Origin of the sequence: Ruegeria sp. HKCCA5491 (assembly GCF_013034565.1) — a bacterium.
Classification (GTDB): domain Bacteria; phylum Pseudomonadota; class Alphaproteobacteria; order Rhodobacterales; family Rhodobacteraceae; genus Ruegeria.
Genome location: NZ_WQGG01000002.1, coordinates 266,553 through 291,988, shown reverse-complemented (window position 1 = coordinate 291,988; position 25,436 = coordinate 266,553). Strand labels below are relative to the sequence as shown.

The 25,436-nt window shown below is 57.8% G+C and carries 21 protein-coding genes; 7 read left to right on the top strand and 14 right to left on the bottom strand.

Annotation, left to right across the window (positions count from 1 at the left end; all coding sequences use genetic code 11):
* Window positions 1-260: 260 nt before the first annotated feature.
* The 6 genes from cobS (at window position 261) to GOV88_RS05155 (ending at window position 7,491) form a co-directional block, all read left to right on the top strand.
* Entirely contained in the window at window positions 261-1,244 is a 984-nt protein-coding gene (cobS, locus tag GOV88_RS05180) for a cobaltochelatase subunit CobS (protein ID WP_171122549.1), read from the top strand.
* Window positions 1,245-1,251: 7 nt separating this feature from the next.
* Window positions 1,252-2,736, top strand: a complete 1,485-nt coding sequence (locus tag GOV88_RS05175; protein WP_171239735.1) for a glycosyltransferase family 25 protein — start codon at window positions 1,252-1,254, stop codon at window positions 2,734-2,736.
* Window positions 2,737-2,905: 169 nt separating this feature from the next.
* The gene (locus tag GOV88_RS05170; protein WP_171120696.1) at window positions 2,906-3,283 is read left to right on the top strand and encodes a hypothetical protein; all 378 of its coding nucleotides are present in this window, start codon (window positions 2,906-2,908) and stop codon (window positions 3,281-3,283) included.
* 92 nt (window positions 3,284-3,375) lie between these two features.
* Complete coding sequence (gene cobT / locus GOV88_RS05165) at window positions 3,376-5,253, top strand: cobaltochelatase subunit CobT (RefSeq protein WP_171239734.1); 1,878 nt, start codon at window positions 3,376-3,378, stop codon at window positions 5,251-5,253.
* Window positions 5,254-5,307: 54 nt separating this feature from the next.
* The gene (locus GOV88_RS05160) at window positions 5,308-7,089 is read left to right on the top strand and encodes an aminopeptidase P family protein (protein ID WP_171239733.1); all 1,782 of its coding nucleotides are present in this window, start codon (window positions 5,308-5,310) and stop codon (window positions 7,087-7,089) included.
* Window positions 7,090-7,149: 60 nt separating this feature from the next.
* Window positions 7,150-7,491, top strand: a complete 342-nt coding sequence (locus GOV88_RS05155) for a DUF427 domain-containing protein (RefSeq protein ID WP_171120690.1) — start codon at window positions 7,150-7,152, stop codon at window positions 7,489-7,491.
* On the opposite strand, the gene GOV88_RS05150 is transcribed toward GOV88_RS05155, so the two are convergent.
* Complete coding sequence (locus tag GOV88_RS05150; protein ID WP_171239732.1) at window positions 7,488-8,813, bottom strand: hypothetical protein; 1,326 nt, start codon at window positions 8,811-8,813, stop codon at window positions 7,488-7,490. The two genes, GOV88_RS05155 and GOV88_RS05150, sit on opposite strands and share 4 nt — an antisense overlap.
* A gap of 599 nt (window positions 8,814-9,412) precedes the next feature.
* A complete protein-coding gene (locus tag GOV88_RS05145; protein ID WP_171122535.1) occupies window positions 9,413-11,038 on the bottom strand; it encodes a PQQ-dependent sugar dehydrogenase in 1,626 nt (541 codons plus the stop codon).
* 239 nt (window positions 11,039-11,277) lie between these two features.
* Between GOV88_RS05145 and GOV88_RS05140 the strand changes: the two genes are divergently transcribed.
* Entirely contained in the window at window positions 11,278-12,645 is a 1,368-nt protein-coding gene (locus GOV88_RS05140; protein WP_171239731.1) for a DUF3179 domain-containing protein, read from the top strand.
* Here GOV88_RS05140 and GOV88_RS05135 read toward each other — a convergent pair.
* From GOV88_RS05135 to GOV88_RS05080, 12 genes are all read right to left on the bottom strand, one after another.
* A complete protein-coding gene (locus GOV88_RS05135; protein WP_171239730.1) occupies window positions 12,642-14,327 on the bottom strand; it encodes a chloride channel protein in 1,686 nt (561 codons plus the stop codon). The genes GOV88_RS05140 and GOV88_RS05135 overlap by 4 nt on opposite strands.
* Window positions 14,328-14,407: 80 nt before the next feature.
* Entirely contained in the window at window positions 14,408-16,057 is a 1,650-nt protein-coding gene (gene recN / locus GOV88_RS05130; RefSeq protein WP_171239729.1) for a DNA repair protein RecN, read from the bottom strand.
* A 35-nt stretch (window positions 16,058-16,092) separates the two neighbouring features.
* Window positions 16,093-16,935 (bottom strand): outer membrane protein assembly factor BamD, encoded by an 843-nt coding sequence (locus tag GOV88_RS05125; protein WP_171210427.1) that lies wholly within the window; start codon window positions 16,933-16,935, stop codon window positions 16,093-16,095.
* Window positions 16,936-17,062: 127 nt separating this feature from the next.
* Entirely contained in the window at window positions 17,063-17,983 is a 921-nt protein-coding gene (lpxC, locus tag GOV88_RS05120; protein WP_171210426.1) for a UDP-3-O-acyl-N-acetylglucosamine deacetylase, read from the bottom strand.
* Between the two features lie 213 nt (window positions 17,984-18,196).
* The gene (gene ftsZ, locus GOV88_RS05115) at window positions 18,197-19,819 is read right to left on the bottom strand and encodes a cell division protein FtsZ (protein WP_171239728.1); all 1,623 of its coding nucleotides are present in this window, start codon (window positions 19,817-19,819) and stop codon (window positions 18,197-18,199) included.
* Between the two features lie 347 nt (window positions 19,820-20,166).
* Entirely contained in the window at window positions 20,167-20,580 is a 414-nt protein-coding gene (locus tag GOV88_RS05110; protein WP_171239727.1) for a hypothetical protein, read from the bottom strand.
* Window positions 20,567-21,901, bottom strand: a complete 1,335-nt coding sequence (gene ftsA, locus GOV88_RS05105) for a cell division protein FtsA (RefSeq protein WP_171239791.1) — start codon at window positions 21,899-21,901, stop codon at window positions 20,567-20,569. The genes GOV88_RS05110 and ftsA overlap by 14 nt, the downstream gene beginning before the upstream one ends.
* Before the next feature lie 8 nt (window positions 21,902-21,909).
* Entirely contained in the window at window positions 21,910-22,911 is a 1,002-nt protein-coding gene (locus tag GOV88_RS05100; RefSeq protein ID WP_171239726.1) for a cell division protein FtsQ/DivIB, read from the bottom strand.
* Window positions 22,899-23,822, bottom strand: a complete 924-nt coding sequence (locus tag GOV88_RS05095; protein WP_171239725.1) for a D-alanine--D-alanine ligase — start codon at window positions 23,820-23,822, stop codon at window positions 22,899-22,901. Before GOV88_RS05095 ends, GOV88_RS05100 begins: the two co-directional genes overlap by 13 nt.
* Window positions 23,823-23,923: 101 nt before the next feature.
* On the bottom strand, window positions 23,924-24,850 hold the full coding sequence (gene murB, locus GOV88_RS05090) for a UDP-N-acetylmuramate dehydrogenase (RefSeq protein ID WP_171122509.1): 927 nt from the start codon (window positions 24,848-24,850) through the stop codon (window positions 23,924-23,926).
* Between the two features lie 45 nt (window positions 24,851-24,895).
* Entirely contained in the window at window positions 24,896-25,150 is a 255-nt protein-coding gene (locus GOV88_RS05085; protein ID WP_171120664.1) for a DUF2484 family protein, read from the bottom strand.
* On the bottom strand, window positions 25,147-25,395 hold the full coding sequence (locus tag GOV88_RS05080; RefSeq protein WP_171210420.1) for a DUF2484 family protein: 249 nt from the start codon (window positions 25,393-25,395) through the stop codon (window positions 25,147-25,149). The genes GOV88_RS05085 and GOV88_RS05080 overlap by 4 nt, the downstream gene beginning before the upstream one ends.
* Window positions 25,396-25,436: the final 41 nt, after the last annotated feature.

The following is a 25,436-nucleotide window of genomic DNA, read 5'->3' as shown; positions in this document are numbered from 1 at the left end:
CGACCGATGACCGGCTCAGAATGAATGGTTGGGAAACATGTCAAACTCGCCCTGGGCTGGTGAAGCGACACAGCCCCAAAGGCCCTCAGCGACATTTCTCAGTGACGAAAAATACACGACTTTCAGGCCAGCACCGAAGAAACACCCGCCTGCGCCACTGCTCAGGCGGCTTTCCCTTGCCCTTGCTCTCAATATGTTGCACCACACACAGTGTCGAAGGCCCCTCGTGAGGCTGCGGTATCAGGATAAGGACGACAGGCATGGATTGGCCGATTGACGCAAACGCAAAACCATCAGAAGAGATTTCGGTTCGCGAAGTCTTCGGCATCGACACCGACATGCAGGTCAAACGCTTCTACGAAGTGACCGAGCGGGTGCCCGAGATTGATCCGACCTATAAGTTCGACCCTGATACCACGCTGGCGATTTTGGCAGGATTTACCCACAACCGCCGGGTGATGATCCAAGGCTATCACGGCACGGGTAAGTCGACGCATATTGAACAGGTTGCCGCGCGTCTGAACTGGCCCGCCGTGCGCGTTAATCTCGACAGCCACATCAGCCGGATCGACCTGATCGGCAAAGACGCGATCAAACTGCGCGACGGCGTTCAAATCACCGAATTCAGCGAAGGTATTCTGCCTTGGGCCCTGCGCAATCCGGTTGCGATCGTGTTCGACGAATACGACGCCGGGCGCGCGGACGTGATGTTCGTGCTGCAGCGCGTGCTGGAAGCCAACGGCAGCCTGACCCTGCTGGATCAGAACGAAATCCTGACGCCGCACCGGTATTTCCGCATGTTCGCAACCGCCAACACCGTTGGTCTGGGCGACACGACGGGTCTGTACCACGGCACCCAGCAGATCAACCAGGCGCAAATGGACCGCTGGTCTTTGGTCGCAACGCTGAACTACCTCAGCCATGACGCTGAAACGATGATCGTTCTGTCCAAGGCCCCTCATTATAACACGGCGGAAGGACGCAAGATCGTTAGCCAGATGGTCACTGTTGCAGACCTGACACGAACCGCCTTCATGAATGGCGATCTGTCCACAGTCATGAGCCCCCGAACGGTCATCAACTGGGCGCAAAACGCCGAAATTTTCCGCAATGTCGGCTACGCGTTCCGCCTGTCTTTCCTGAACAAATGTGATGAACTTGAACGTCAGACGGTTGCCGAGTTCTACCAGCGCTGCTTTGACGAAGAACTGCCTGAAAGCGCGGCAAACGCCTCATTGGGATAAGTCGTAAATGCTGTTCGGATCTGACCCGCGTCCGTCCACCGGACTCGGTGTCTTTGAGGGCATTATCGACCGGATTATTGTCTTGAGCCTTCCCGAGGCTCAGGAACGTCGCGATCGTATCCCTTCTCATCTGGCAGAGTACGGGATCACTGCATTTGAATGGCATGACGCTTTTACGCCGGATCATCCAGCCGTTCAGTCGCTCTATGAAGAACAACGCATAGCGACGTTCCCGCCGTGTTTTCGGTGCGGGATGAACGATTGCGATTGCCCTAACAACGTGCTGATTCCTCAGCAGGTCGCAAACTTTGCCAGTCACTTGGACATATGGCGGCTTACCAGTCAGCAAGACGGTCGGGTCCTCGTGATGGAAGATGATATTGTGCTCCACCCTTGGACGTCGCGTGTATTGCGAAAGCTCTGGCACGGGATCGAGCGTGGAAACATCGACTTCACCCCAAGATCAACAATGATGTTGCGACTTGGGTGGGCATTGTCCAAGGATCATGGTCGTTTCAAGCGGTTCCGCACAAATCACAAGGTCAGAATGTCGAACCCGTGCTATGCGCTCACTTCGGGGTTTGCCGCAAAGCTCATTGATCGCTTCGACCGTGTGGACACAACGTCGGATGTGTTTTTGCATGGCGAGGTTGCGACGCCCGAGGATTCTCTCACGATTTTCCCGCCTGTTGCTTCGGATTTGTCCTGGTCCGAAGGCGCAACGGATTCCTACATTCACCCCAAGAAAAACCGCTTGGAATACCTGAAGAAACACAATCGGGGCACTGAACTTACCGAGTTTGAGCGTCGGTTGAAGCACCATGTTCAGCATGTATATCAACGACCAATTTTATGCGTAGGTCATCCTCGAACCGGAACTGGTTTCGTGGCCGAACTGTGTACCAAGTCCGGCTTGGATGTCGGTCACGAAGCTGACGGTAAGGACGGCATTAGTTCGTGGATGTTTGCGGTGGACGCGGCGGAAAACCCTTGGGCCGCTGACCCGGTCGCCCAAACGCGCAAAGCCCTAAAGTGGCAATTCATGATCCAGACGGCTCGGGATCCGGCCACAGCCATTCCCTCGATTATTCGCGAAAACGCACATGCCCCTGCATCATACGAGTTTCGCCGGACCCACATTCTTGCGGAAACAGGGATTGATCTGAACGGTTTTGAGACTGATATCGAACGGGCTATCGCGTCGCTTGGCTTGTGGGCGTCCATCATTCGTGGGCAGAACCCGGACTTTGTATTCCGAATTGAAACCGACTCTGAGGCCCTGATCGACTTTCTTCAGGACAAAGGTTTCAAGGTTCACAAGGACAATCTGGATATCGGCCCTGTAAACGCCGAGAAGCTGTATAAGGGCAAGCATCACGAAAAACCTCAGATCGACGCAGAACAGTGGGAAGTGATCGGACCACAAGCCCGGGCGCTTCTGAATGAATACTGTGAGGAATACGGCTACAACTCCCCCGTGGGAGCAACCTAGTCAAATTTTCCGCCTTATCGGGCCCCGATTTAGCGACCACATTGGTTAAAACCATATATCAATGTTGTGTTTTGATCACGTAGCGCGATGTATTTTGTATAATTAAAGTATATACAATTAATATCCATGCTACATTCACCACATGTCATGTTTCAGATTTCTTTTAATCGTGGTCACGATTGCCGTTACGTTTTCCTCGCCGGTTGCAGCCCTTCCTTCCAAGCCCACTGACCGGGCAGAGTTGTTTGCCGTATGTTCAGGACGGCTCGAAGCATTGGCTGCGCGGCAAAAGGCCCGCTTGGGTAGCAAAGCGAATTCGGCAGAGATCCTTCGCGTTCAATTTGACCAGATGCTCGAAGCGGTGTTGCCTTGGGCGCTGTCCGAAGGCGTTGAGGAGCATCAGCCCAAACGCTGGCGTGTGCGTGGCTGGGTTGAGGTCGCGTATCTATTGGCCGATATGGACTACAGCTTTGATGCCCGGATCGCCGCTGGGGCTGAACTCCAATTGGAGCACCGGATATCCGAGTGCCGCGCCGTCCTGTTGTAACCCTGTTTGCATGAAAACAGGGCTGGCCCTATGGTCAAGACCCCGGAATGGTTCTAGGTTGCCGGGACAGAACACAACCGGACCTGCCGCCGATGAGCAAACCAATCGATAACCCCGCTGATCCGTTCAAGAAAGCTTTGGCCGAAGCCACAAAAGTGATGGCCGATGATCCCGAGCTGAACGTCTCATACACGGTCGATCCGTCGGGCATGTCGGGTGAATCTATGCGCCTGCCGCAAGTCAGCCGCCGCATGACTCGCGAAGAGGTTCTGCTGGCGCGCGGAACCGCCGATGCACTGGCGCTGCAACGCAAATACCACGACGATGCAACGCACGCACGCTATGCCCCTCCGGGAGATATGGCGCGCGATCTGTACGAAGCGATGGAGACCGCCCGGTGCGAGGCGATGGGCGCACGGGACATGCCCGGCACCGCGTCCAATATCGACGTCAAAATTGAACACGAAGCTATCCGCCGTGGGTATGACCAGTGCAAACAACCTGCTGATGCGCCTTTGGCCGTTGCGGCAGGTTATCTGATCCGACATCTGGCGACTGGTCGTGACCTGCCCCAGGCAGCAGATAACATCATGAACCTTTGGCGCGGATTCATCGAAGAACAAGCTGGGGGAACGCTTGAAAGCCTCGATGATATTCTCTCGGATCAGGCAGAGTTTGCAAAGTTTGCCCGTAAGATGATCAAGGATCTGGGATACGGCGACCAATTGGGGGATGACCCTGACGAGCTGGACGAAGAACAGGAAGATCAGGCCGAGGACGACGCAGAAGAACAGCCCGATCCTGATAGCACCGGCCAGGACGATCAGGATGAACAAGAAGCCGATGCCACCCCTGAGCAATCTCAGGAAGAGCAGCAGGACCAATCTCAGGCTCAGGTCTCGATGGACGAAATGGCCGACGACGAGATGGGCGAAGAGGCAGAGATGCCCGAAGGCGAGGCCCCCCTAGAGCCGCCCGCCCCGCCTTCGGCCTCTGAGGCGGACCCTGATTACAAAGTCTACCTGAATACTTTTGACGAAGAGATCGAGGCCGAGGATTTGGCCGAACCCGCCGAGTTGGAACGGCTGCGCGCCTATCTCGATCAACAGCTTGAACCGCTGAAGGGCGCGGTCAGCCGTCTGGCCAACAAACTGCAACGCCGCCTGCAGGCGCAGCAGAACCGATCGTGGGAATTCGACCGTGAGGAAGGCATTTTGGATGCTGGACGTCTGGCACGTGTCATCGCGAACCCGACAACTCCGCTCAGTTTCAAAATCGAGAAGGATACCGAGTTCCGCGACACCGTCGTGACGCTTTTGTTGGATAATTCCGGGTCGATGCGTGGGCGTCCGATCTCGATCGCAGCGATATGCGCTGATGTTCTGGCGCGGACGCTGGAACGCTGCAATGTTAAGGTCGAAATTCTGGGCTTCACCACCCGCGCCTGGAAGGGTGGTCAGGCACGCGAGGCGTGGCTGAACGACGGTCGCCCCCAGCAACCCGGGCGGCTGAACGACCTTCGCCATATTATTTACAAGGGCGCGGATGCTCCGTGGCGTCGCGCACGCCCCAACCTTGGCCTGATGATGAAAGAAGGTCTGCTGAAGGAAAACATCGACGGCGAGGCGCTGGAATGGGCGCATCGTCGGATGATGGCCCGGCGCGAACAGCGCAAGATCTTGATGGTGATTTCCGATGGTGCGCCGGTCGATGATTCAACTCTCAGCGTTAACCCTGCAAATTATCTGGAAAAACACCTGCGCGACGTGATCGCAATGGTTGAGAAGCGCAAGATGGTCGAACTGCTTGCTATCGGGATCGGCCATGACGTGACGCGTTATTACGACCGCGCGGTTACAATTACGGACGTGGAACAACTGGCCGGTGCGATGACCGAACAATTGGCAGCACTGTTTGACAGCGACCCAAGGGCGCGCGCCAGGGTCATGGGGATGAGGAAAGTGGGCTAACGCGCCTAATCCTAAAACTAAACGGAGTGCACTCCGATCTGAATGAGGTGAGACATGTTTCAATCCTTTGCCGTGACCGCACGTCCGGAACAAGGCCCACCGCGCTTGGCTGCGCTGCGGACGGAGCTAGCGCAAGCGGGGTTGGATGGTTTCCTGACCCCGCGCGCGGACGCGCATCAGGGAGAATATGTCGCCCCACGGGACGAGCGTCTGGCGTGGTTGACCGGATTTACCGGATCAGCCGGATTTTGTGTTGCCCTGTCAGACATCGCAGGCGTGTTTGTTGACGGACGCTACCGTACTCAGGTCAAGGCACAGGTCGCGTCCGACTTCACCCCGGTGCCTTGGCCCGAAGTCGGCCTGAGTGCGTGGTTGAAGGAACAACTGCCGAACGGGGGAAAAGTTGGCTTTGACCCTTGGTTGCACGCCGCCGAGCAGATCTCAGCCGCCCAGAAAGAGCTGTCCGGCAGTGGTATCGAACTGATGCGCAGCGATAACCTCGTCGACCGTATTTGGAACGACCAACCGGAGCCGCCATTAAATCCCGTCAAGGCTCACCCTCTGGAATTCGCTGGAGAAACCGCAGAAAGCAAAATCACACGCTTGGCCACGGGCCTGCGCGATGCAGGATGTTCGGCCGCTGTGATTACCCTGCCGGACTCGATCATGTGGCTGTTGAACATTCGCGGCTCAGATATCGGCTACAATCCTGTGGCACACGGATTCGCGATTCTACATGCCGATGGGCTGGTGGATCTGTTCATGGCCAAGGAAAAACTGGTCATTCCTCTGGGTGACAGGGTGAATATCCACGAACCGAACGCGTTCTTGGACAGCCTCGCTGCGCTTGATGGCAAGGTACAGGTCGATCTGGGCACGTTGCCACAAGCCGTAGCGGATATCTTGTCAGATCGGATGATTGACGGCGGCGACCCGTGCGCCCTGCCCAAGGCCTGCAAGAACCTGGCCGAAATCGCTGGCAGCGCCGAAGCGCACTTGCGCGACGCCGTAGCGGTTGTCGAAACCCTGTGCTGGCTGGATGCACAGACCCCCGGCACAGTGACCGAGACCCAAGTCGTTACCCGGCTGGAAGAAAACCGACGCAGGGACAACGCCCTGCAGGACATCTCGTTCGACACGATCGCCGGAACCGGCCCCAACGGTGCGATCATGCACTATCGCGTGACCGAAGAAACCGACAGCTTGCTAAAAGACGGACACATACTGGTTCTGGACAGCGGCGGCCAGTATTTGGATGGTACGACAGATATCACCCGGACCATCGCCGTCGGAGAGGTCGGCGAAGAGGAAAAAACCTGCTTCACCCGCGTGTTGAAGGGCATGATTAACATGTCCATGTTGCGCTGGCCCGTTGGTTTGGCAGGACGCGACGTTGAATGTATCGCGCGCGCACCGCTCTGGGCGGCAGGGCAGGATTTCAATCACGGGGTCGGCCACGGGGTCGGCGCTTATCTAAGCGTTCACGAAGGCCCCCAGCGTCTGTCGCGTGTCAGCTCTGTCCCGCTGCAACCCGGTATGATCCTGTCAAACGAACCTGGCTACTACCGCGAGGGCGCTTTCGGAATCCGGATCGAAAATCTGGTGGCTGTGCAAGAGGCGCCCGCCCTGCCCGGTGGTGATGCCGAACGCGCGATGCTGAACTGGTGTACTCTGACTTTTGTCCCAATTGACCAACGGTTGATTGTGGTCGAGATGCTTACCACTGACGAACGCGATTGGCTGAACGCCTATCACCGCGACGTTGCGGAAAAAATCAGGCCTAGGCTGGGCGCAGAGGCGCAGCTGTGGTTGGATGCCGCAACCGGGCCGGTCTGACACCGGACTGTTACAAACACCGGGCAGAGGAGAAGCCCAGAACAAAGGGATGGAATACGTATGACCAAGATCACAATCCGTAAAGCACCGGGCAAATGGAGCGTCCGGTCCGGAGGCGCTATCCTTGGTGAAAGCACAAATGCGCTGGAGCTTTTGGAAGGCGATCTTGACCCTGTAATCTACTTCCCTCGCTCAGACATTGCCATGGCGTTTCTGGATCGCACCGAAAAACGCACGCATTGCCCGCACAAGGGCGATGCCACGCATTTTTCGATTGTGAACAAATCCTCTGTCACTGAAAACGCAGCATGGAGCTACGAAGACCCAATCCCATCAGCCCTGGAAATCAAGGGCTACGTTGCCTTTTATAAGATCGAGTCGGTCAAGGTCGAACAAATCTAGATCGCCTCTTTCACCGCCTCGACAGTTGCCATGTCATGACGGACACGTCCGAACGCCTGCGCCATTGAGGTCAACGTATGCGGAGGGCAGCCAATCTCAGGCAGGCAGGATGCGTCGATCACACGGACCTTCCCGTCGAAAGCAGATCGCACGACCCGATCCACGGGCTCAAGACGCTGCCCAAGGGTCAGCCTGTGATAGTGAAACCCTTGACCGGGGTCAGTGATGCCCAATGCGCTGCGCACGCCATGAGAGGCGAGCCAGTCGAGAAGATGCTGCAAGTATTCGTCCATATCCGGTTTCGGCGTCTGTATCGCCTCTATCCGGTCCTGGCCCGGTAAATGGTGGAACTGAACCAGCGTTTTCGGTGTCCAAATCCGCACTGGCTGGACAAAATCAATAATGCGTCCAATGCGTCGACCACGGAAGTGAGGCCCCAGACCAAACCTGGTCGTTAGCATACTCAGCGGGGCTTGGGACACCGTGTAGACTGAGGCAAACAGCTTACAAAGCCCGTCTTGTTTCCACTTGAGCGTCAGCGCGTTGAAATTCCCTCGGTTCGTATAGCTGCGGGGCGACCCAAGTATACGGGCGAGCCTGAGGCAATTGATCGTGTAAGGTGCATGATCACGAAATCTGATCTCGGTCGCTGCCCTTAGGCTACGTGCCAGCAAAGTTGCCGTGCCAAGAACACCGGCAGCCAGAAACACGCGACGAGCCTTAATCCGGGTACCGTCGTCAAGCTCTAACCGAACAAGTTCCTGTTCGGTTTCGATACGCTGTACCCGACCGTTGCGGATTTCGACATCCGGCATTTCACGCAGGCGCTTTTCCACCGCATTTGCCATAGCGCGCAATCCAGACCCGGGCTCGTCCTTGGTTCCCGTCAGAAGGCGCGGTGCGCTTTTTTCAAATCCGTTTTCCAGTTTCTGCCGACGAACGCCGCCAACCACTTCAAAATCGGATTGTACTGCGTCGCACGCTTCGCGGTAAGCCCGCCAGTTTTCAAGGAATCGTCCCTGTCCCCAAGGGTCATCCCTGTCATAGACCTGAAGCTGTTTTCCCCAATAATTGGCCAAACCACCAATTTCTGCGGCAACAAACATTGGAGGGGCATCTCCGGACACTGCCGTTCGTTCGGCCAAATAGGCGGGCTCGCGCCGTTCATAAGCAACCGAAACTATTTTGGCCGGCCCCCCCTCAAAGGGTTGGGACGTCGCACCCGTAACAACAACCAACGATCCGGAATAACCCTTCATCGCGGTCAGGGCGGCATAACCAGCAGGGCCAGCGCCGATCAATGCGGCATCAAAAACGCGCATGCAAAGACCCTTTTCTACACGAAACCGGATTTAGAATTCGCTTTCCGCCCCGGCAATTCATCGGAACACGTGCGTGAACCAAAGGGTACTCTGCGCATCTGAAAGGTTCAGAGCGGAGTATTCGGAACTTCCACAAGCAATAGATGGCCCAAGTTCTGCCAAGCGGCCCCAAAAGCGCCGGACACCATGCACGCGCAGAGGCAGTCGTGTAATTTGATGTACACAAAGCGAGACGCAGTAAAAACATAATAAGTTGCCCCCAAATCTCATGAGCCTTGGTGCAAGTTCGTATATTTGTCGTCTAGTTGTTTGAAATTACGTGTATTCGTAGTGCCAGATACCCGGTTAAGAAGAACGAATACCAATTGAACTCAATAAATTATCCGGGCCAACTTTGCCGATAATAGCTGAAATTTGCTGTTTGAATCAAGAAAACAAGCCATTCCAATGGGCGTCGAACAAGTTCCACTGCTGGCTCGGTGCGTTCTTAAGCACGCAAGAATGCCCAAAGCCCAACTTTGCGGCGATTGCTGTTTCCAAGCAAAAATCCGTGCTGCTTCAGACGCGCCCGAGGCCTTCCTTCACACAAAAATCAGAGGTTATTCAGCCTGCTCGCGCAGAGAAATCAGGATATCCACCAAGGCGTTAATTACTTCTGGGTCGTCCAGCGCTGGGTCAGGCATCGAGGTGTCCTGGGCCACAGATTGCGGATTGTCCAGAAATGCTACCAACTGCTCGCGCGTCCACTCTCCTCCGACCGACGAAAGCGACTGCGAATAGTCAAAATCTGTGAGACCCGCGATCTTTCTGCCGTAGACCTCGCCCAATGACGGGGCGCTTGCGCTAGGAAGTACGCCAAAACCGTGACATTCGGCGCAACCGTCCAACGCGGTTTCGACCGCGCCGACGGTTCTGTTCGACAATCCAAGATCGCCAATTTTGGCAACAGCGAACTGGTAGCTTGGATCAAACTCTCCAACCGTCAGATGCAGCACCTTTTTCTGGTCGGTCCAAAGTGCGATCGTGTCTCCATGCTGATGGACATAGCGGATGCGAAAGCCGAGCGGAATGCGCTCGGCGAACAGGATGCCTTCGCCGTTCGTGCGAATGCGGAACAGGCTGTTTCCGGCCAAGGACCCCGCCAGCATGTCACCATCCCACGCTGGATGGAAGTCATCCACCGGCGCTAATGAACTTACGGCGACCGAGGGCAACCACGAATAGGCTGGAAGCTGGAATTCCGGGTGGCGTCCGTAATCAAGCGTATCCGGCAAAGGCAACTTATTGTACCGCGTACCCAGCGAAACCTGCGGCCACCCGTAATCTGAGCCCTCACGAATAAGGTTCAGTTCATCCCCTCCGCGACGGCCATGCTCGACCGTCCACAAGCGGCCATCGGCATCAAACGCGATCCCCTGCATGTTCGAGTGACCCTGACTGAGAACGCGGTGCTCACCTGTTGCCGTATCGACGGCAAGTACCTTGCCGTACATCTGGTCAGGATCCTGCGACAGCGCCACCGGCGAATAGGTTCCGTCCATCGCATAGTCGCCAGCGGCCAGATACAATGTCCCATCATCGTCGACACGGAACCGACCGCCTGCCATATGGCCCTGAATCGCGCGCCCGTCCGGGTTGGGCGCAAGACAGGGATCCGTTGCGTATAGAATGGTCCAGTCATCCGAACTGATTGAAACCGCATCGGCAGAGGTGCCGTTCAGCGGAGCAGTGGACAAGGTCGTGCGATAGCAATTGTCGGCTTCTACCCACTCGGTGAATGAGACAATCAGCTTACCGTCGACGACGTCTACGTCGTTATAGCGAAAGTAAAAATGCGCAAAGTTGTAATCCGGGTTGGCCTCTTCGAAATCAAGCATGGTCTCCCACCCGTTGGGCGGCGGCGCAATATCAAGCGTCACGGCTTCATCGCCGCTGACTTCGAAAAACCCGCCTTCATGGGTCATGACGATCAAGTCTTTTCCCAAACTGGTCAACGCACCACCGCTGCCCGCACGGTCCACGGGGACGTCCAGTTCTTTCATGTTGAGGGCGGTGAAAATGGTTTCGACTTGCGCAACGCGATCCCCAGACCAGATCGGAGCGGAATGAGTTATCCCAACATGACTTGTGCGCAGTTGGTGGACTTCCCACATCATCAGGCCCAGCGAACCTGCCAACGTCACCGTGATAACGGGGCTACTCAACAGTCGTTTCACAATGCTCATTGCCTGACCTCAACCAAGTTTTTTTGTTATCCGCCATTACTGCGGGTGCTGCTCGGGCTCATAGAAACCGGAAACTTCAACAGTATCAACCCGGCTTGCCAATTCCCGCGAACGATTGCGGTCAATAGACTTCAACCACGCCCCAAATCGAACAAACTTCACGCGTTCCTCACGCGCCTGTTCAATGCAAGTGAACCGATTTGCGGGCAAAATGGCACAACACACCATCGGAGGACGCCATGTCGATCACCCGCCGCAGTTTCGTCGGAGCATTTGGGGCCGGGCTTGCCCTGCCCACAGCGTTGTGGTCACAATCCGATCCTGTTTTGCAGGCGGTGCGTTCCACCCTGTATGGCAGCAATTCCGAGTTTGCCGAAGGAATGTCTTATCTGGTCGCGCGTGGAAATCCGGATGTCGTCCTTGCCCTGCTGACCGCGATGCGGTACGGGCGGCAGCGAAGCAACGAGATCACCGGCGTGATGCGCGATCTTACGGGCGAGACTATCGGAACCGATTGGTTCGATTGGATGCTGTGGCAAGAGAACAACCCGCAACTGACCCCACATCCGTCGCTGATCCCATTCAAGCGCGAGGTGCTATTGGGAATCGATCCGAATTTCGACGATTTTCTGCGCCCTGAATACCTTCAGCCCGAGAAGATGAAAATCCGGCTGGAAGAGATCACATGGGGTGGGGTTCACAAGGATGGTATCCCATCTCTGGATAATCCGACACTGGTGCCGGTGTCTCGGGCGGAATACCTGAAAGACAGCGATCTGGTTTTCGGGGTCTCGATCAACGGAGACACACGCGCCTATCCGTTACGGATTATGGGCTGGCACGAAATGTTCAATGAAGTCATCGGCGGCGTACCTGTCGCGCTGGCCTATTGTACGTTGTGTGGTTCTGGAATTCTATTTGAAACGCAAGTGGCCGGGCGGAGCAAGCCTCTGGTCTTTGGCTCATCAGGTTTTCTATACCGCTCGAACAAGCTGATGTTCGACCGCGAGACACACTCGTTATGGAACCAGTACACCGGCAAACCGGTTGTTGGCCCCTTGGTCAGCAGCGGGATTGAACTGAAGCAGCGACCAGTTGTGATCACCACATGGCAAAGCTGGAAAACCTCGCACCCGGACACCAAGGTTCTGTCCCTCAAAACCGGGCACCGCAGAAACTATGGATCGGGCGTAGTCTATCGCGATTACTTCGCATCGCCCGAGTTGATGTTCCCGGCGCTGGTCGATCAATCCAGACATCAGCAGAAGGACTATGTGTTCGCCATTCGTCAATTTGGCGCGGCGCGGGCTTGGCCTTTGAACGCGTTCAGCAAGACCCGCGTAATCAATGACGCAATCGACAACAAGGCGCTGGTTTTGGTCGGAAACCCAGACAAGCGCACGGTCCGGGCCTACGAGAGGAAGTCAAACCAATTCACGGCGTCTGACAGCGGTTTGGTTGATCAGGCGGGCCGGAAATGGACAATGACCGAAGAGGCCTTGATCGGGCCTGATGGCACCCGGTTGCCACGCGTCGCGGGACATATCTCGTACTGGTTTGCGTGGGATAACTATCTGGGGGACGCCGCGACTGTGTATCCCGGTTAAGAATGTTCCTCGGCCGCCGTCGCCGCCAAAGCCCGGTTATAGGCTTTGAGCGCGTCTATGTGGTACAGGGCACCAACGGGGTTTTCGCAGCCGTCCTCATCCACCACGACGACCGGAATGCACGGGATGTCCACCCGGTCGAAGTAAGGCATCGCGGCCTCTAACGTGGCGCTGGCCTGAACGCACAGGCCTTGTTCTATCAGATCCTGTGCTTCGTCCTTGGTGATTGACCGTGGATCACCGATCGGGCGCATCACTGATCCGGCGCGAAGCATCGCCAACAGATAAGCCTGCGGGCCAGCGGCCAGGTGGACATCGCGGCGCTCAAGCTGTGTCAGGAAGAACGATCTGTCGACTAAGCGCGAGGCCAGCGCGGTCGACATGGACACCGAAACCATTACGGCCAGACCGATTTGCCAGTCTCCGGTCAGCTCAAAAACAATCATCGTGGTCGATATTGGCGCACCCAGCACCGCGGCGGCAACGGCCCCCATCCCCGCAAACGCATAGAGAGTATGCGTGCCAGATACATCCGGCAGCAGACCCGTCGCGACAAGGCCGAAGGCCAACCCGGTCAGCGCGCCGATCATCAGCGAAGGCGAGAACACCCCGCCCCCCATCCGTCCGCCCATCGTAATGGCCAACGCAACGGTTTTGACCACGGCAAAGACAATAGCAGCGGAAAGCACCAAATCTCCGGTCAAGGCACGGACCGTGGTTTCGTATCCAACCCCGATGATGTGCGGGAACCAGATCGCCAGAAGCCCCAGCATCGCGCCCGACACGGCTGGCCGCAACCAACGCGGCAGGGACAATCGGGCCTGAATGTGGTTGCCGAAGTCCTCGGCGAAAAAGATTGATCGCATCAGCAGCAGGGAAACTAGCCCGCAGATCAGGCCAAGGATCAGAAATGCGGGTAACTCGACATAGAATTGCAGCGAGCCGGGCGTTTCCAAAACGAACTCGGTGACGTCGCCATATTCCAACCTGTTGATCACCGTGCCCGCGACCGACGCGATGACGATCGGCGCAAATGCATGCACCGCAAAATGCCGCAAGACGACCTCGAGCGCGAAAAGCGCACCCGCGATCGGAGAATTGAAGCTGGCCGATACTGCGGCCGCAACCGCACATCCCAACAGGTCGCGCCCGGTAATGCCGTCGGCGTTAATACGGTCGCTGACCCATGTCGAGATGACACCGGCCATGTGCACCACCGGACCTTCGCGGCCCGTCGATCCGCCCGTACTTAGTGTAATCAGGGACGCGAACAAGGACGCGATCCCGGCCTTGCGTTCAACCCGGCCATCGGTCAGCGCCGCGCCCTCAATCACGTCGGCGACGGAACGAACGCGCCCGTCATCGGTGAATCTGTGCAGGATGATGCCAACAACCAGACCGCCAATGATGGGCGTGATCAGGATCACGAACCACGGCAGCTTTTCCGCATGGCTATGCAGCAGCAGGATGTCTTCGGTGTCATAGACATAGGCCTGAAGAGCCCGGATTGCCTTGCGAAATCCCAGCGCCATGAAGCCAGCCGCGATCCCGATGGCCAAAGCAATGAACCAGAACTGAATTTGGCTGGGGCCCCGACGCCGCATCACCCGCCACGCATCCTTCATCGCGGCCAGAGCCTGATTGAGCTGGTTGCGCAAAACGGTACGGGTCGACTGAGTCATGTGCCCTCGGGGATCAATTCATATGCCTTACTAAGCCACGGTGGGCACATATAAAAGGCGGATCGCGCGGGTGTGAGCAGCTATGCGTCCAACAAGGCACGGGCGGCGGCGCGCGCTTCGTCAGTTATGGTATCGCCGGCAACCATTCGGGCGATTTCGTCCACCCTGTCAGGATCAGCCAGCGGGATCACCGTCGAAAGCGTCTGACCGGCCGTGACATGTTTCTGAACCCGCCAGTGATGCGCGGCTCGGGCGGCGACCTGCGGTGAATGCGTCACCACAAGAACCTGCCCACCATCCGCCAAAGACGCCAGTCGACGGCCAACAGCATCCGCCGTGGCACCGCCTACACCCCGATCAATCTCATCAAAGATCATGGTGTGCGCACTGTCTTCCCCGGTCAGGCACACCTTGAGTGCCAGCAGAAATCGGCTGAGTTCCCCGCCGGACGCGATCTTGTTCAGCGGACCGGACGGGGCACCCGGGTTGGTGGCAACCGTGAAGGCAACCACGTCAATACCTTCGGGGCCGGGGTCGCCTGGGGTCACTTCGGTCCGAAACACCGCACGCTCCATTTTCAACGGTGCCAGTTCTGCCATTACGGCTGTGTCCAACTCGACGGCAGCCTTTTGCCGAGCGGCGCTCAGAGCCGAAGCAGCAGCGTCATAGCGTTCCTGCGCGGCCGCAACCGCAGCGCGCTGATCGGCCAGATTCGCGTCCCCTGCTTCCAAGCGGTTCAAACGGTCCCGCAAGGTCTCAGCAAAGCCACCCAGATCATCGGGGGCAACGTCGTGTTTTCGGGCCAGCGCGCGAATAGCAAAAAGACGCTCTTCGGTCAGCTCCAACTCGGATGGGTTGAACTCAAGCGCGTCAAGACAGGCGCTGACACCGTCTTGCGCCTCACCCAATTCGATCGAGGCGCGGCCCAACGCGGCAATCGGTTCCTCCAACTGCCCACCAGCATTATCGGATACACCTTCCAGCCAACGCACGGCGTCAGACATCGCGCCCTCTGCGCCGTCGCCGCCCAGCAAATCGAAAGCGCGGGCAACGTCGTCACGGATGCGCTCGGCACCCTGCATCAATCGACGACGTGCATCCAGATCAGCATCTTCGCCCGGTTGCGGGTTCAACTGATCAAGTTCGGCTACCGAATGGCGCAGAAACTCTTCTTCGGCGCGCATCGCTGTCAAAGCAGCCTCGGTCTGGGCAAGAGCTTTGCGGGCGCGCGACACTTCAGACCACGCGGTGCGAACGTCGGCAAGCTGCTCACCAGCGCCCGAATAGCTGTCCAGCATGGCCCTGTGACCGCGCGGATTCAACAATCCGCGATCATCATGCTGACCATGCAGCTCCACCAGAGTCTCAGATAGCGCCCGCAGCACCTCGCCCGAGCAGCGCCGGTCATTGACCCAGGCTGTCTTGCGCCCTTCGGCTGTGTTTACGCGGCGCAGGATCAATTCCTCTCCGGCTGGCAATCCGGCCTCCGCCAAGATTGCATGGGCCGGATGGTCCGGGGACAGTTCAAATTCGGCCACAACCTCGCCCTGAACAGCGCCCTGACGCACCAGTTCGGCCCGACCCCGCCACCCCAGAACGAAGCCGAGCGAATCCAGCAGGATTGACTTGCCTGCCCCTGTCTCGCCGGTCAACGCGTTCAAACCCGGTTGAAACGTCAGTTCCAACCGGTCGATGATCAGCATGTCGCGGATATCGAGGGCGCGCAGCATCGGGTCTTAGCGTCCCACGCCTTTGGTCATGGCGATTACAACCACTCACCCTTGATCGTCTGGCGATAGATCTGGCTGAGCCAATTATTTCCTCGGCTCTTCAGGTCCAGCCCACGCGAGGTCAACAGCTTGTAACCCGCGTCGTACCACTCGGACGACTGATAGTTGTATCCCAGAATCGCACCGGCCGACTGCGCTTCGTCCACCAGACCCAGCGACAGATAGGCTTCGATCAAACGATACAGCGCCTCGGCTGTGTGCGACGTGGTCTGGAAATCCTCAACCACGACACGGAACCGGTTGATGGCTGCGGAATAATGATCTTGGCGCAGGTAATACCGGCCAATCTCCATTTCCTTTCCGGCCAGATGGTCAAAAGCCAGATCGAATTTCAACACCGCCGACGTTGCGTATTCACTGTCGGGATAAACTTCGATGACCGTGCGCAAGGACTGAAGCGCCTGAAATGTCAGGCCCTGATCACGCCCGACCTCGTCAATCTGATCATAATAGCTCAGCGCAAGCAGGTACTGGGCATAGGCCGCATCTTCATCCGTGGGGTAAAAGTCGATATACCGCTGCGCCGCCGCCCGGCTTTCTTCATAGTTCTTGTCCGAATGGTATGAGAACGCCTGCATGATCAGCGCGCGTTTGGCCCAATCGGAATAAGGATACAGACGTTCAACTTCCGAGAAGTACCACGCCGCATCATCCGAACGATTCTGCGACAGCTCGTATTCGCCGCGCGTGAAAATCTGTTCCGGAGTGAACCCTTCCAGGTTCTGATCGCGGTCCGCGCCTTGTCTGCCGCAAGCCGTCAAAACTGCTGCCAGAAGAATCGCCGCTGCGAATCTGACTGCCGCTTTGGTGCCAACCATTCCGCCTATCCTTGTCGTCTTGATTATTGGGGCAAACCCCGGATTTGGCCTTGGTTTAGCACATATAATTGCGGGGCAAAACGCCTTAGTAAGCCCTCTGGCGCAATTGTCGACAGAGTTGATCCAATCAGGCGACTTCGGGGATTTCGTCCCACACAAGGCCTTGCCCCGGCAGGCGCGCGGCCTGTTCGGGCGTGCAAAGGATCGGACGAACGGCACCCGGCGTTTCAAACAGCTTGCGCAGCAAGGTGTTTGTCATCGCATGGCCCGACTTGTCGCCTGTGAAATGACCCAGGATCGGCCCTCCGGCTAGGTAAAGGTCACCCAGAGCGTCCAGCATCTTGTGACGCACGGCTTCATCAGCGTGGCGAAGTCCGCCGGGGGTCAACACTTCGTCCCCCTGAACAACCACGGCGTTTTCCAATGTTCCGCCAAGCGCAAGACCGTTCTCGCGCATTTCTTCTACGTCTGTGCGGCGGCAGAACGTACGGCAATCGCTCAGCTCGCGCGCAAAGGATCCGTTACGCATATCCAATGTCTTGGTCTGACTGCCAATCGCTGCGTCTTCGAAATCTATGTGGAAGTCGATGATCAGGCCATCGGCGGGCGCGATTGAGGCGCTTGCCCCTTCGCGGGTCGCTGTTACGGGCTTGAGCACTTCGTAGGCCAGAACCGGGCTCGCCTGCCGACGCACGCCTTTGGTCATGATGCCGCGCACGAAGTCGATCGACGATCCGTCCATGATCGGAACTTCGGGGCCGTCAATCTCGATCAGAGCGTTATGAACACCGCACCCGGCCAAAGCTGCCATGATATGTTCGATGGTCGACACCGACACACCCGCGTCGTTCACTAGACGGGTACATAGCGGAGTGCGTTCCACCACGTCGTAGATCGCCGGGATCAGCGCGTTGCCCAGTTCGATATCCGACCGCTTGAACCAGATGCCGTGACCGGCGGCCGCTGGCTTCAGGACCATCGTCGCTGGTTTGCCGCTGTGCAGCCCGACGCCTGTAAACGTGATCGGAGTTTTGAGCGTATGTTGCAAAATGAACCTCAGTGAGTGGTGTCCGGCCCATCCCGACCGTGTTGGACATTCAGTTAAGGAACACGGGCAAAAGGCTCAACTCACTCTTTGTAACTGAATGAAACATGTATGTAACAGATCGGCAAAAGACTGCTTATATCCACCTAAGGTACTGTATTTAAATTAAAAAGGGCCGCCAAGTGGCGACCCCTAAAACGTATATTGTTACCGTGATCAGTTCGCTTGACGCCGCAGAAATGCCGGAATTTCGATGCGATCCTGTTCGGGATCGGCCTCATCCTGTGCTGGTGCCGTAGCGTCAGATTGGCGCATAACCGGCTGTTGGCGCGGTGGTTGCGCCGGAGTATCGGCCGCGTGCCCCGTCATCCGGTCGATCAAACGGTTGAAGCCAAACCGGGGACGATCAGCCTCAGTATGGGCCGTCGGCTGAGGTGCGGGCTGCGGTGCCGTCGGGCGCGGCGCTGGGTGGCCACGCTCGGACGCCGGAACGTTCTGAACTGCGGCTTGCAGGCGCTGCAGGGCCTCGGGCGACGGGGTGCCCGCCGCTGGTTGAGGCTGAGGCGCGACATAGTTTTCCGGAGCAGGTTCAACCGGCTCGGGGGTCGGTTCGAACTCAGCGACCTGCGGCTGATAGGCCGGAGGGGGCAGGCCATCATCGTCTTGTTCAGCACGCGGCTGGTACTGTGGTTCCGTCGGTTCCTCGGTCGTTTCAAACAACGAAGGTTCGCGGTTCACTTCGGGCTGAGGCTCAGTAACGACCTCTTCCGCTGCGACGGGAGTCTCTTCTTGCAGCGGTTCTTCTGCCGAAACTGTGCGTGTCAGTGGGGCTGACATCGAACGACGGGCAACGGGGACGTCATCGTGCTTTTCACTGGCGTCAATACCGGTTGCGACAACCGAAACGCGCATGCCGCCTTCCATCGCGGTATCCAGGGTCGAACCAACGATGATGTTCGCCTCGGGGTCCACTTCCTCGCGGATGCGGTTGGCGGCTTCGTCCAATTCGAACAGGGTCAGGTCGTGCGAACCGGTGATATTGATCAGCACGCCCTTGGCACCCTTCAGGCTGATTTCGTCCAGCAGCGGGTTGGCGATTGCCTTCTCGGCCGCCTGAACCGCGCGATCTTCGCCGGTCGCCTCGCCCGTACCCATCATCGCCTTGCCCATCTCGTCCATCACGGCGCGGACGTCGGCAAAGTCGAGGTTGATCAGACCCGGACGCACCATCAGGTCGGTCACGCCCTTCACGCCCTGATACAGAACGTCATCGGCCATCGAGAACGCCTCGGTAAACGTGGTCTTTTCATTGGCCAGACGGAACAGGTTCTGGTTCGGAATGATGATCAGCGTGTCAACGACCTTTTGCAGCGCCTCGACACCGTCTTCGGCCTGACGCATCCGCTTGGCCCCTTCGAACTGGAAGGGCTTGGTGACAACACCAACAGTCAGAACGCCCAACTCACGCGCAGCCTGAGCGATGATCGGAGCAGCGCCTGTACCGGTTCCACCGCCCATGCCGGCGGTGATGAAACACATATGTGCGCCCGCCAGATGATCGACGATCTGTTCGATGCTTTCCTCTGCAGCCGCAGCCCCAACGGTAGGCCGCGCGCCAGCGCCCAGACCCTCGGTCACTTTGACGCCCAATTGCACCCGCGCCGAGGAATGGCTTTGCTGAAGTGCTTGTGCGTCGGTATTGGCGACCACGAAATCCACGCCATCCAACTGTTTTTCAATCATGTTATTGACAGCGTTACCGCCTGCGCCACCAACGCCAAATACAGTAATCCGAGGCTTCAGTTCGTCGTGCCCGGGCATCGAAAGATTCAATGTCATGCTCTGTCCGCCTGTTTATATGATCCGCCAAAGCGGTGTTTTTCTTACCTATCCTTCAACAATCCTACCGACCGAAACGCCAAAGGTCACGCCAAAAATCGCCAGAATCCACAAAATATGGAGGAAATAAGGCGGATCACCGCCGTATTTTGCATTGATTGCCAGATGTTGCGGATTGAACTCAAAGCACCACGAAAAATGCGACCGGCACACCGCAGTTGGCGGGCGCGTCACCTAAAAATCCATCATCTTCTGTGTGCGGAAAACTGCTCAGGTCCTGCCGCGGGGCCTCTGACGGGCCCTGTGGATATTTTGCGGGATTTCAACGGCGTCCGCAACACATTTCTTTAGCCAATTGGGGCACTTGGACAGTTCAGACCGTCTTCGGAAATATCACGAACTTCTTGGATTTCAGTATAGGCGAATGTGGCCAGACGAACCATCAGCCGATCCTCGTGCGCAAAGGGCCACCAGCAAACCGGAATGCCGTCGACATCATCGTCATAGAGAAAGCAGATCTGCCCGTCAGGAGTTGTAATCTGACCATAGACACAACCCCTGCCCTCCATTCGCCAAACCGAGAGAGTCGGGCTGAGGAATTCTTCGGCCCCCACCAGATCGCCGCTCGGGTAGTCGTGGAACTTGACGGTTTTGCCCTCGACCGCGCTTAGAAACGCCTCAGGCGGGATGCGAGTCTGGGCCGATGGGGTAGTGGGAATCGCAGCGACAAGCGCCGCGATCAGGACCTTACCAATTGTCACGGAACCAGCGCACTGCGCGCTTGAAAGGGCGCGCCGCATAGGTATCGACCGGGATTTCAAAGTCCCACCACTCATCCTGCGGATGCGCCGCGAACAGGCTAAGGCCCACCGCCGAGGAAAATCCCGGCCCGGTTGCCGATTGCGGCAACCCGTGAACACGAAGGGGGCGGCCAAGGCGGACGCGCTGACCCAGAATACGGGTCGCAAGCCCATCGAGGCCCATGATCTGGCTACCACCGCCCGTTAGAACAATCTGCTGACTGGGCATGTGTTCGAACCCCGCAGCATCCAGACGAATGCGGACCTCTTCCAGGATCTCTTCCACACGAGGACGCATGATCCCGATCAATTCGGCCCGGCTAACGGTCCGGCGATCGTGCTCCCAGTCGCCGGTATCGCCACCGATGTCGATCAGGTCACGATCATCTGCGCCTGTCGCATGAACCCCCCCATTGAATGTTTTGATACGTTCAGCCACATGCGCGGGAACACCCAACCCCATCGAGATATCCGAGGTCACGTGATCACCGCCCATACGCACGCAATCGGCGTAGATCATGTGTTTCTTCATGAAGATCGACACGCTGGTCGTGCCACCGCCCATGTCAATACAGGCCGCGCCCAGTTCCTGCTCGTCCTCGACCAAGGCCGAAACACCCGACACATAGGCCGAGTTCGCGATCCCGGCGAGCTCTAGATCACAACGCTTGATACAGCGCACGATGTTCTGGATTGCAACGGCGTCAACGGTGAGCATGTGCATGTCAACGGCCAGCGATTGCCCCATCTGACCGCGTGGGTCGATCAGGCCAGAGCGGTTGTCCAAAGCAAAGTTCACCGGCTGCGCATGCAGCACTTCGCGCCCCGCACCGTAATCGGGAACGTCGCAGGCATTCAGAACGCGACCAACCTCGGCCTCAGTCACGACCTGCCCTTCCAGATCGACCTGAGCGTCCAAACCGTAAGATCGGGGATTGGCCCCCGAAAAACATGCGATCACGTGATCCACGCGGATATCGGCCATCTTCTGCGCTGTTTGCAGCGCGGTTCGAATGGCGCGCTCAGTTTCCTGCATGGCCGTGACTTCGCCGAACTGCACGCCACGGGACCGGGTCGTTGCAGCACCAATCACGCGAAAGCCGGACTGACCGGCGAGCGATCCGATCCCGCAGTCTTCGTTCAGGCGACCGGCGCCGTCAAACCGAAGCACAAGGCAGGCAATCTTTGAGCTGCCGACATCCAGAATGGCAACCACACCGCGCTGCATTGCCTGTCTGCGCATTTGCCGCATGGCCCGTTGAGACTGATAAAGGTCCGTCATCATAATCGTTACTGCCCGCTACTTACATCTACTTTTGTATTCCACCAGTCTTCGCTGGCAGCTTTGGTCATTCGGATGGTTGGTCGCTGACCCAGACGCATATCAACAACGGCCACGTCGCGTTCCAGCAGATCCTGAACTTCGTTTACGGCCAGCACGCGCTCCAACGCCCGGACGGGGCGTTCTGTCGGCAGCATGATGCGCTGTCCCCGATCCAGCACCAGATCCCAGCGGCGTTCGCCTATACGCACTAGCCCGCGCACCCGGTTGCCAAGGCTGCGCGCCGTCGCCAACAGTTCCAACGCTTGCGGCACATGGGCATCGGCACCCTTGCCCGCGATCAAAGGCAGGCCGGAGTGGTCCTTGCGCGAAACAATTCGTTCGACATGCGCGCCGGTGTCATCCAGCAGCTCGATACCGCCCCGCGTACGCCAGACGACAACAGGCTGGCGCTCGACAACATCCACCTGAAGGATTCCACCCGGACGAACGCGCACGGTCGCCGATTTGACAGGGTCCAGCCCCGTGATCGTATCGCGGATCTGATCGGCATCCAGATCCCAAGAACTGATCGGGAAATCCAACGGCACCACTGCACGGATATCATCCGCCAGACCGGGGCCTGCCCCGTCGATCGCCATCAGGTTGACCATGAATTCGGGGCGTTGCTGGATAGAAGTCTTGATATCGTTGGCATAAGCCACCAACGCGTCGCGCCGCTCTGCCGCGCTGAAATAGAGGCCAACAGCCGCGCAGATCGCAATAATCGGCAGCCCAACCTTCAGGCCGCGCCGCACACCCGGTGTCAGCATCCAACGCTGCATCCGGTAGCTGAGGCGCGAGGGCGCGGGGTCAAAGCGACGGGACTTGCGGCCAAACAGCTTTGCGCCCTGCAAACGCAGTTTCGGCTCAACATCGTGATGTTCGCCCGACGCGAAATCCGCATCCGGCCCTGACAACGGTTTTGACCGGTGTATGACAGGTGCGTGGGTGGCTCTTAACGGTCGCATGAAGCATCCTCCACCACCCAGGCGCAAAGCTGTCCGAACGTCATACCGCAATGTTCTGCCTGCTCGGGCACCAAAGACGTTGGCGTCATACCCGGTTGCGTGTTGGTTTCGAGCAGAAACAACCCATCCGCGCCCATGCTGTCATCCCAGCGATAGTCGGTACGGCTTACGCCCCGGCAACCCAAAGCGTTGTGGGCCTTAATTGCGTATTCCATGCAAAGTTGGAAAATGTTCTGCGGAATATCAGCAGGCAGTACGTGCCACGAACCGCCCGGCTTATACTTGGCGTCATAGTCGTACCAGCCGCCATCCGTCATGATTTCGGTCACTGTAAGGGCGCGATCCCCCACCACCGTCACCGTCAATTCACGCCCGGCCACGTATTTCTCGACCATGACATGTTCGGGCATATCATCCGACAGTTTCGGCGGTCCGTTGGACCCTTCGTGAACGATGTAGATCCCTACGCTGGACCCTTCGTTATTGGGCTTGGCCACGTAGGGCGGCTCCATCACGTGAACTTCGACAACCTCGACCTTGGGCACGATCACGCTGGGTACGACAGGCAGACCCTCGGTCTGGTAAATTTCCTTGCTGCGCTGTTTGTCCATCGCCAAAGCCGAGGCCAGCACGCCGGAATGCGTATAGGGTATCCGCATCCATTCCAGCAGACCCTGCACGCAGCCATCCTCACCCCAGCGGCCATGCAGGGCGTTGAAAACAACATCTGGCTTGATGTCCAAAAGGCGCGCGTAAAGGTCGGGACCCGCGTCCAGCTCGACCACTTCAAAGCCTTCTCCCCTGAGGGCGGCTGCGCATTCGCGCCCGCTGCTGAGTGACACCTCGCGTTCTGCCGAGGGGCCGCCCATCAATACCGCCACTTTGGGGTGTGTCCTGCTCGACTTACCCACTTAGCGCCTCAATGTCCCCGGACCTTATCTGGTGGTCCGTAATCGTTTATACCCTTGATCCGTCGCCTGAATTTGCCTGTTTTGGTCTGACGGTTGGGGTCTTAATCTGTCTGCGGATCACCGACCCGCATGATTTCCCACTCTAGCGTGATGCCGCTTGTTTCGTAAACCTTTTTTCGCACCTCTTCACCCAGACCTTCAAGGTCGGCGGCGGTTGCGGTGCCAGTATTGATCATGAAATTCGAATGCTTGGGACTCATCTGCGCGCCGCCTCTGGCCGCGCCGCGCATTCCCGCATCGTCAATCACCTTCCACGCCTTCAGATCATGCACATCATCGGCTTGGCCGGTCGAGGAATACCCCGCCGGATTGCGAAAAGTGGACCCCGCGCTGCGGTCCTTGGTGGGCTGGGTTTCGTCGCGTTTCTTCAGTTGCGCGGTCATGCGATCATGCAAGACCTGCGGATCAGCGGAAGGCCCCTCAAACGTCGCCGAGATCAGCACCGCACCTTCGGGCAGGTCCGACTGGCGATAGCTAAAGTTCAGCTCGTCAGGGGTCAGGTCCACAACGTCGCCCTGACGGGTCACGATAGTCGCATTGCGCAGGACATCCGCCGTGTAGCTGCCATAACACCCCGCGTTCATCCGCACAGCACCACCGATAGACCCGGGAATGGTGCGCAGGAACGTTAGATCAACCCCCGCATCCGCCGCTTTGCGCGCAACATGCGCATCCAGCGCAGCAGCCCCTGCCGTTACTCGGTTGCCTTCGACGCCAATGCCATTGAAGCCCCGCCCCAAACGGATCACAACCGCCCTCAGCCCCCCGTCGCGCACAATGAGGTTAGAGCCGACACCCATCGGAAAAACCGCCATGTCTCCGGGAAGCCGCCGCAGGAAATCCCGCAGGTCCTCCAAATCGGCTGGTTGGAACAGATAGTCCGCCGGCCCGCCGACGCGCAGCCATGTCAGATCATTCAAAGGTCGGTTTTCAGAGAGTTTGCCGCGTGGCGTGGGAAGAGCTGTCATGCCTGCTAATTCGCGGATTTGAACCTGCAACGCAAGCTGTATTGGTCAGAGCGTCGCGCCAAGTACTTTGCGCACCCACCGCCCCAGATAGATCACCGGCCAGCGCAACACGGACATTCCCGCCGCCAGAACGACCAAGCCAATCCAGGGACCATTTTGCAAAGTCACATAGCCAAGGATCGGAATGCCAACAGCAATCAGAACATAAGCCCTGGTCCAGTGGTTGTCTTTGCTTGGGATCATCGCCAGCACATTCGCAGCGATCCCCCACATGAAAGCAAGGGCAAGAGACAAGTTCACTCTTCTACCTCCTGCCCGGTCCAACGGTGCCAGTAATGACGGATGGGGTTGCGGAACATTGACGCAAAGGCAGCAAAGGCCAGCACTGAAAAGAACCAGCCGAAATCATGGCCTAACCAGACGATAAGTGCAGGTGCCGCCACGAACAGAACAACGCCGGGTGGAAATTGCAGACGCATCGGCAGCATGGCCACGACGGTCGAGGCCACCACCCACAATCCTGCAAATACCACTGAATAAACCATTCGCCCCTCCAAGGACGCTTTCTGGCGAGTCCGACCACGCT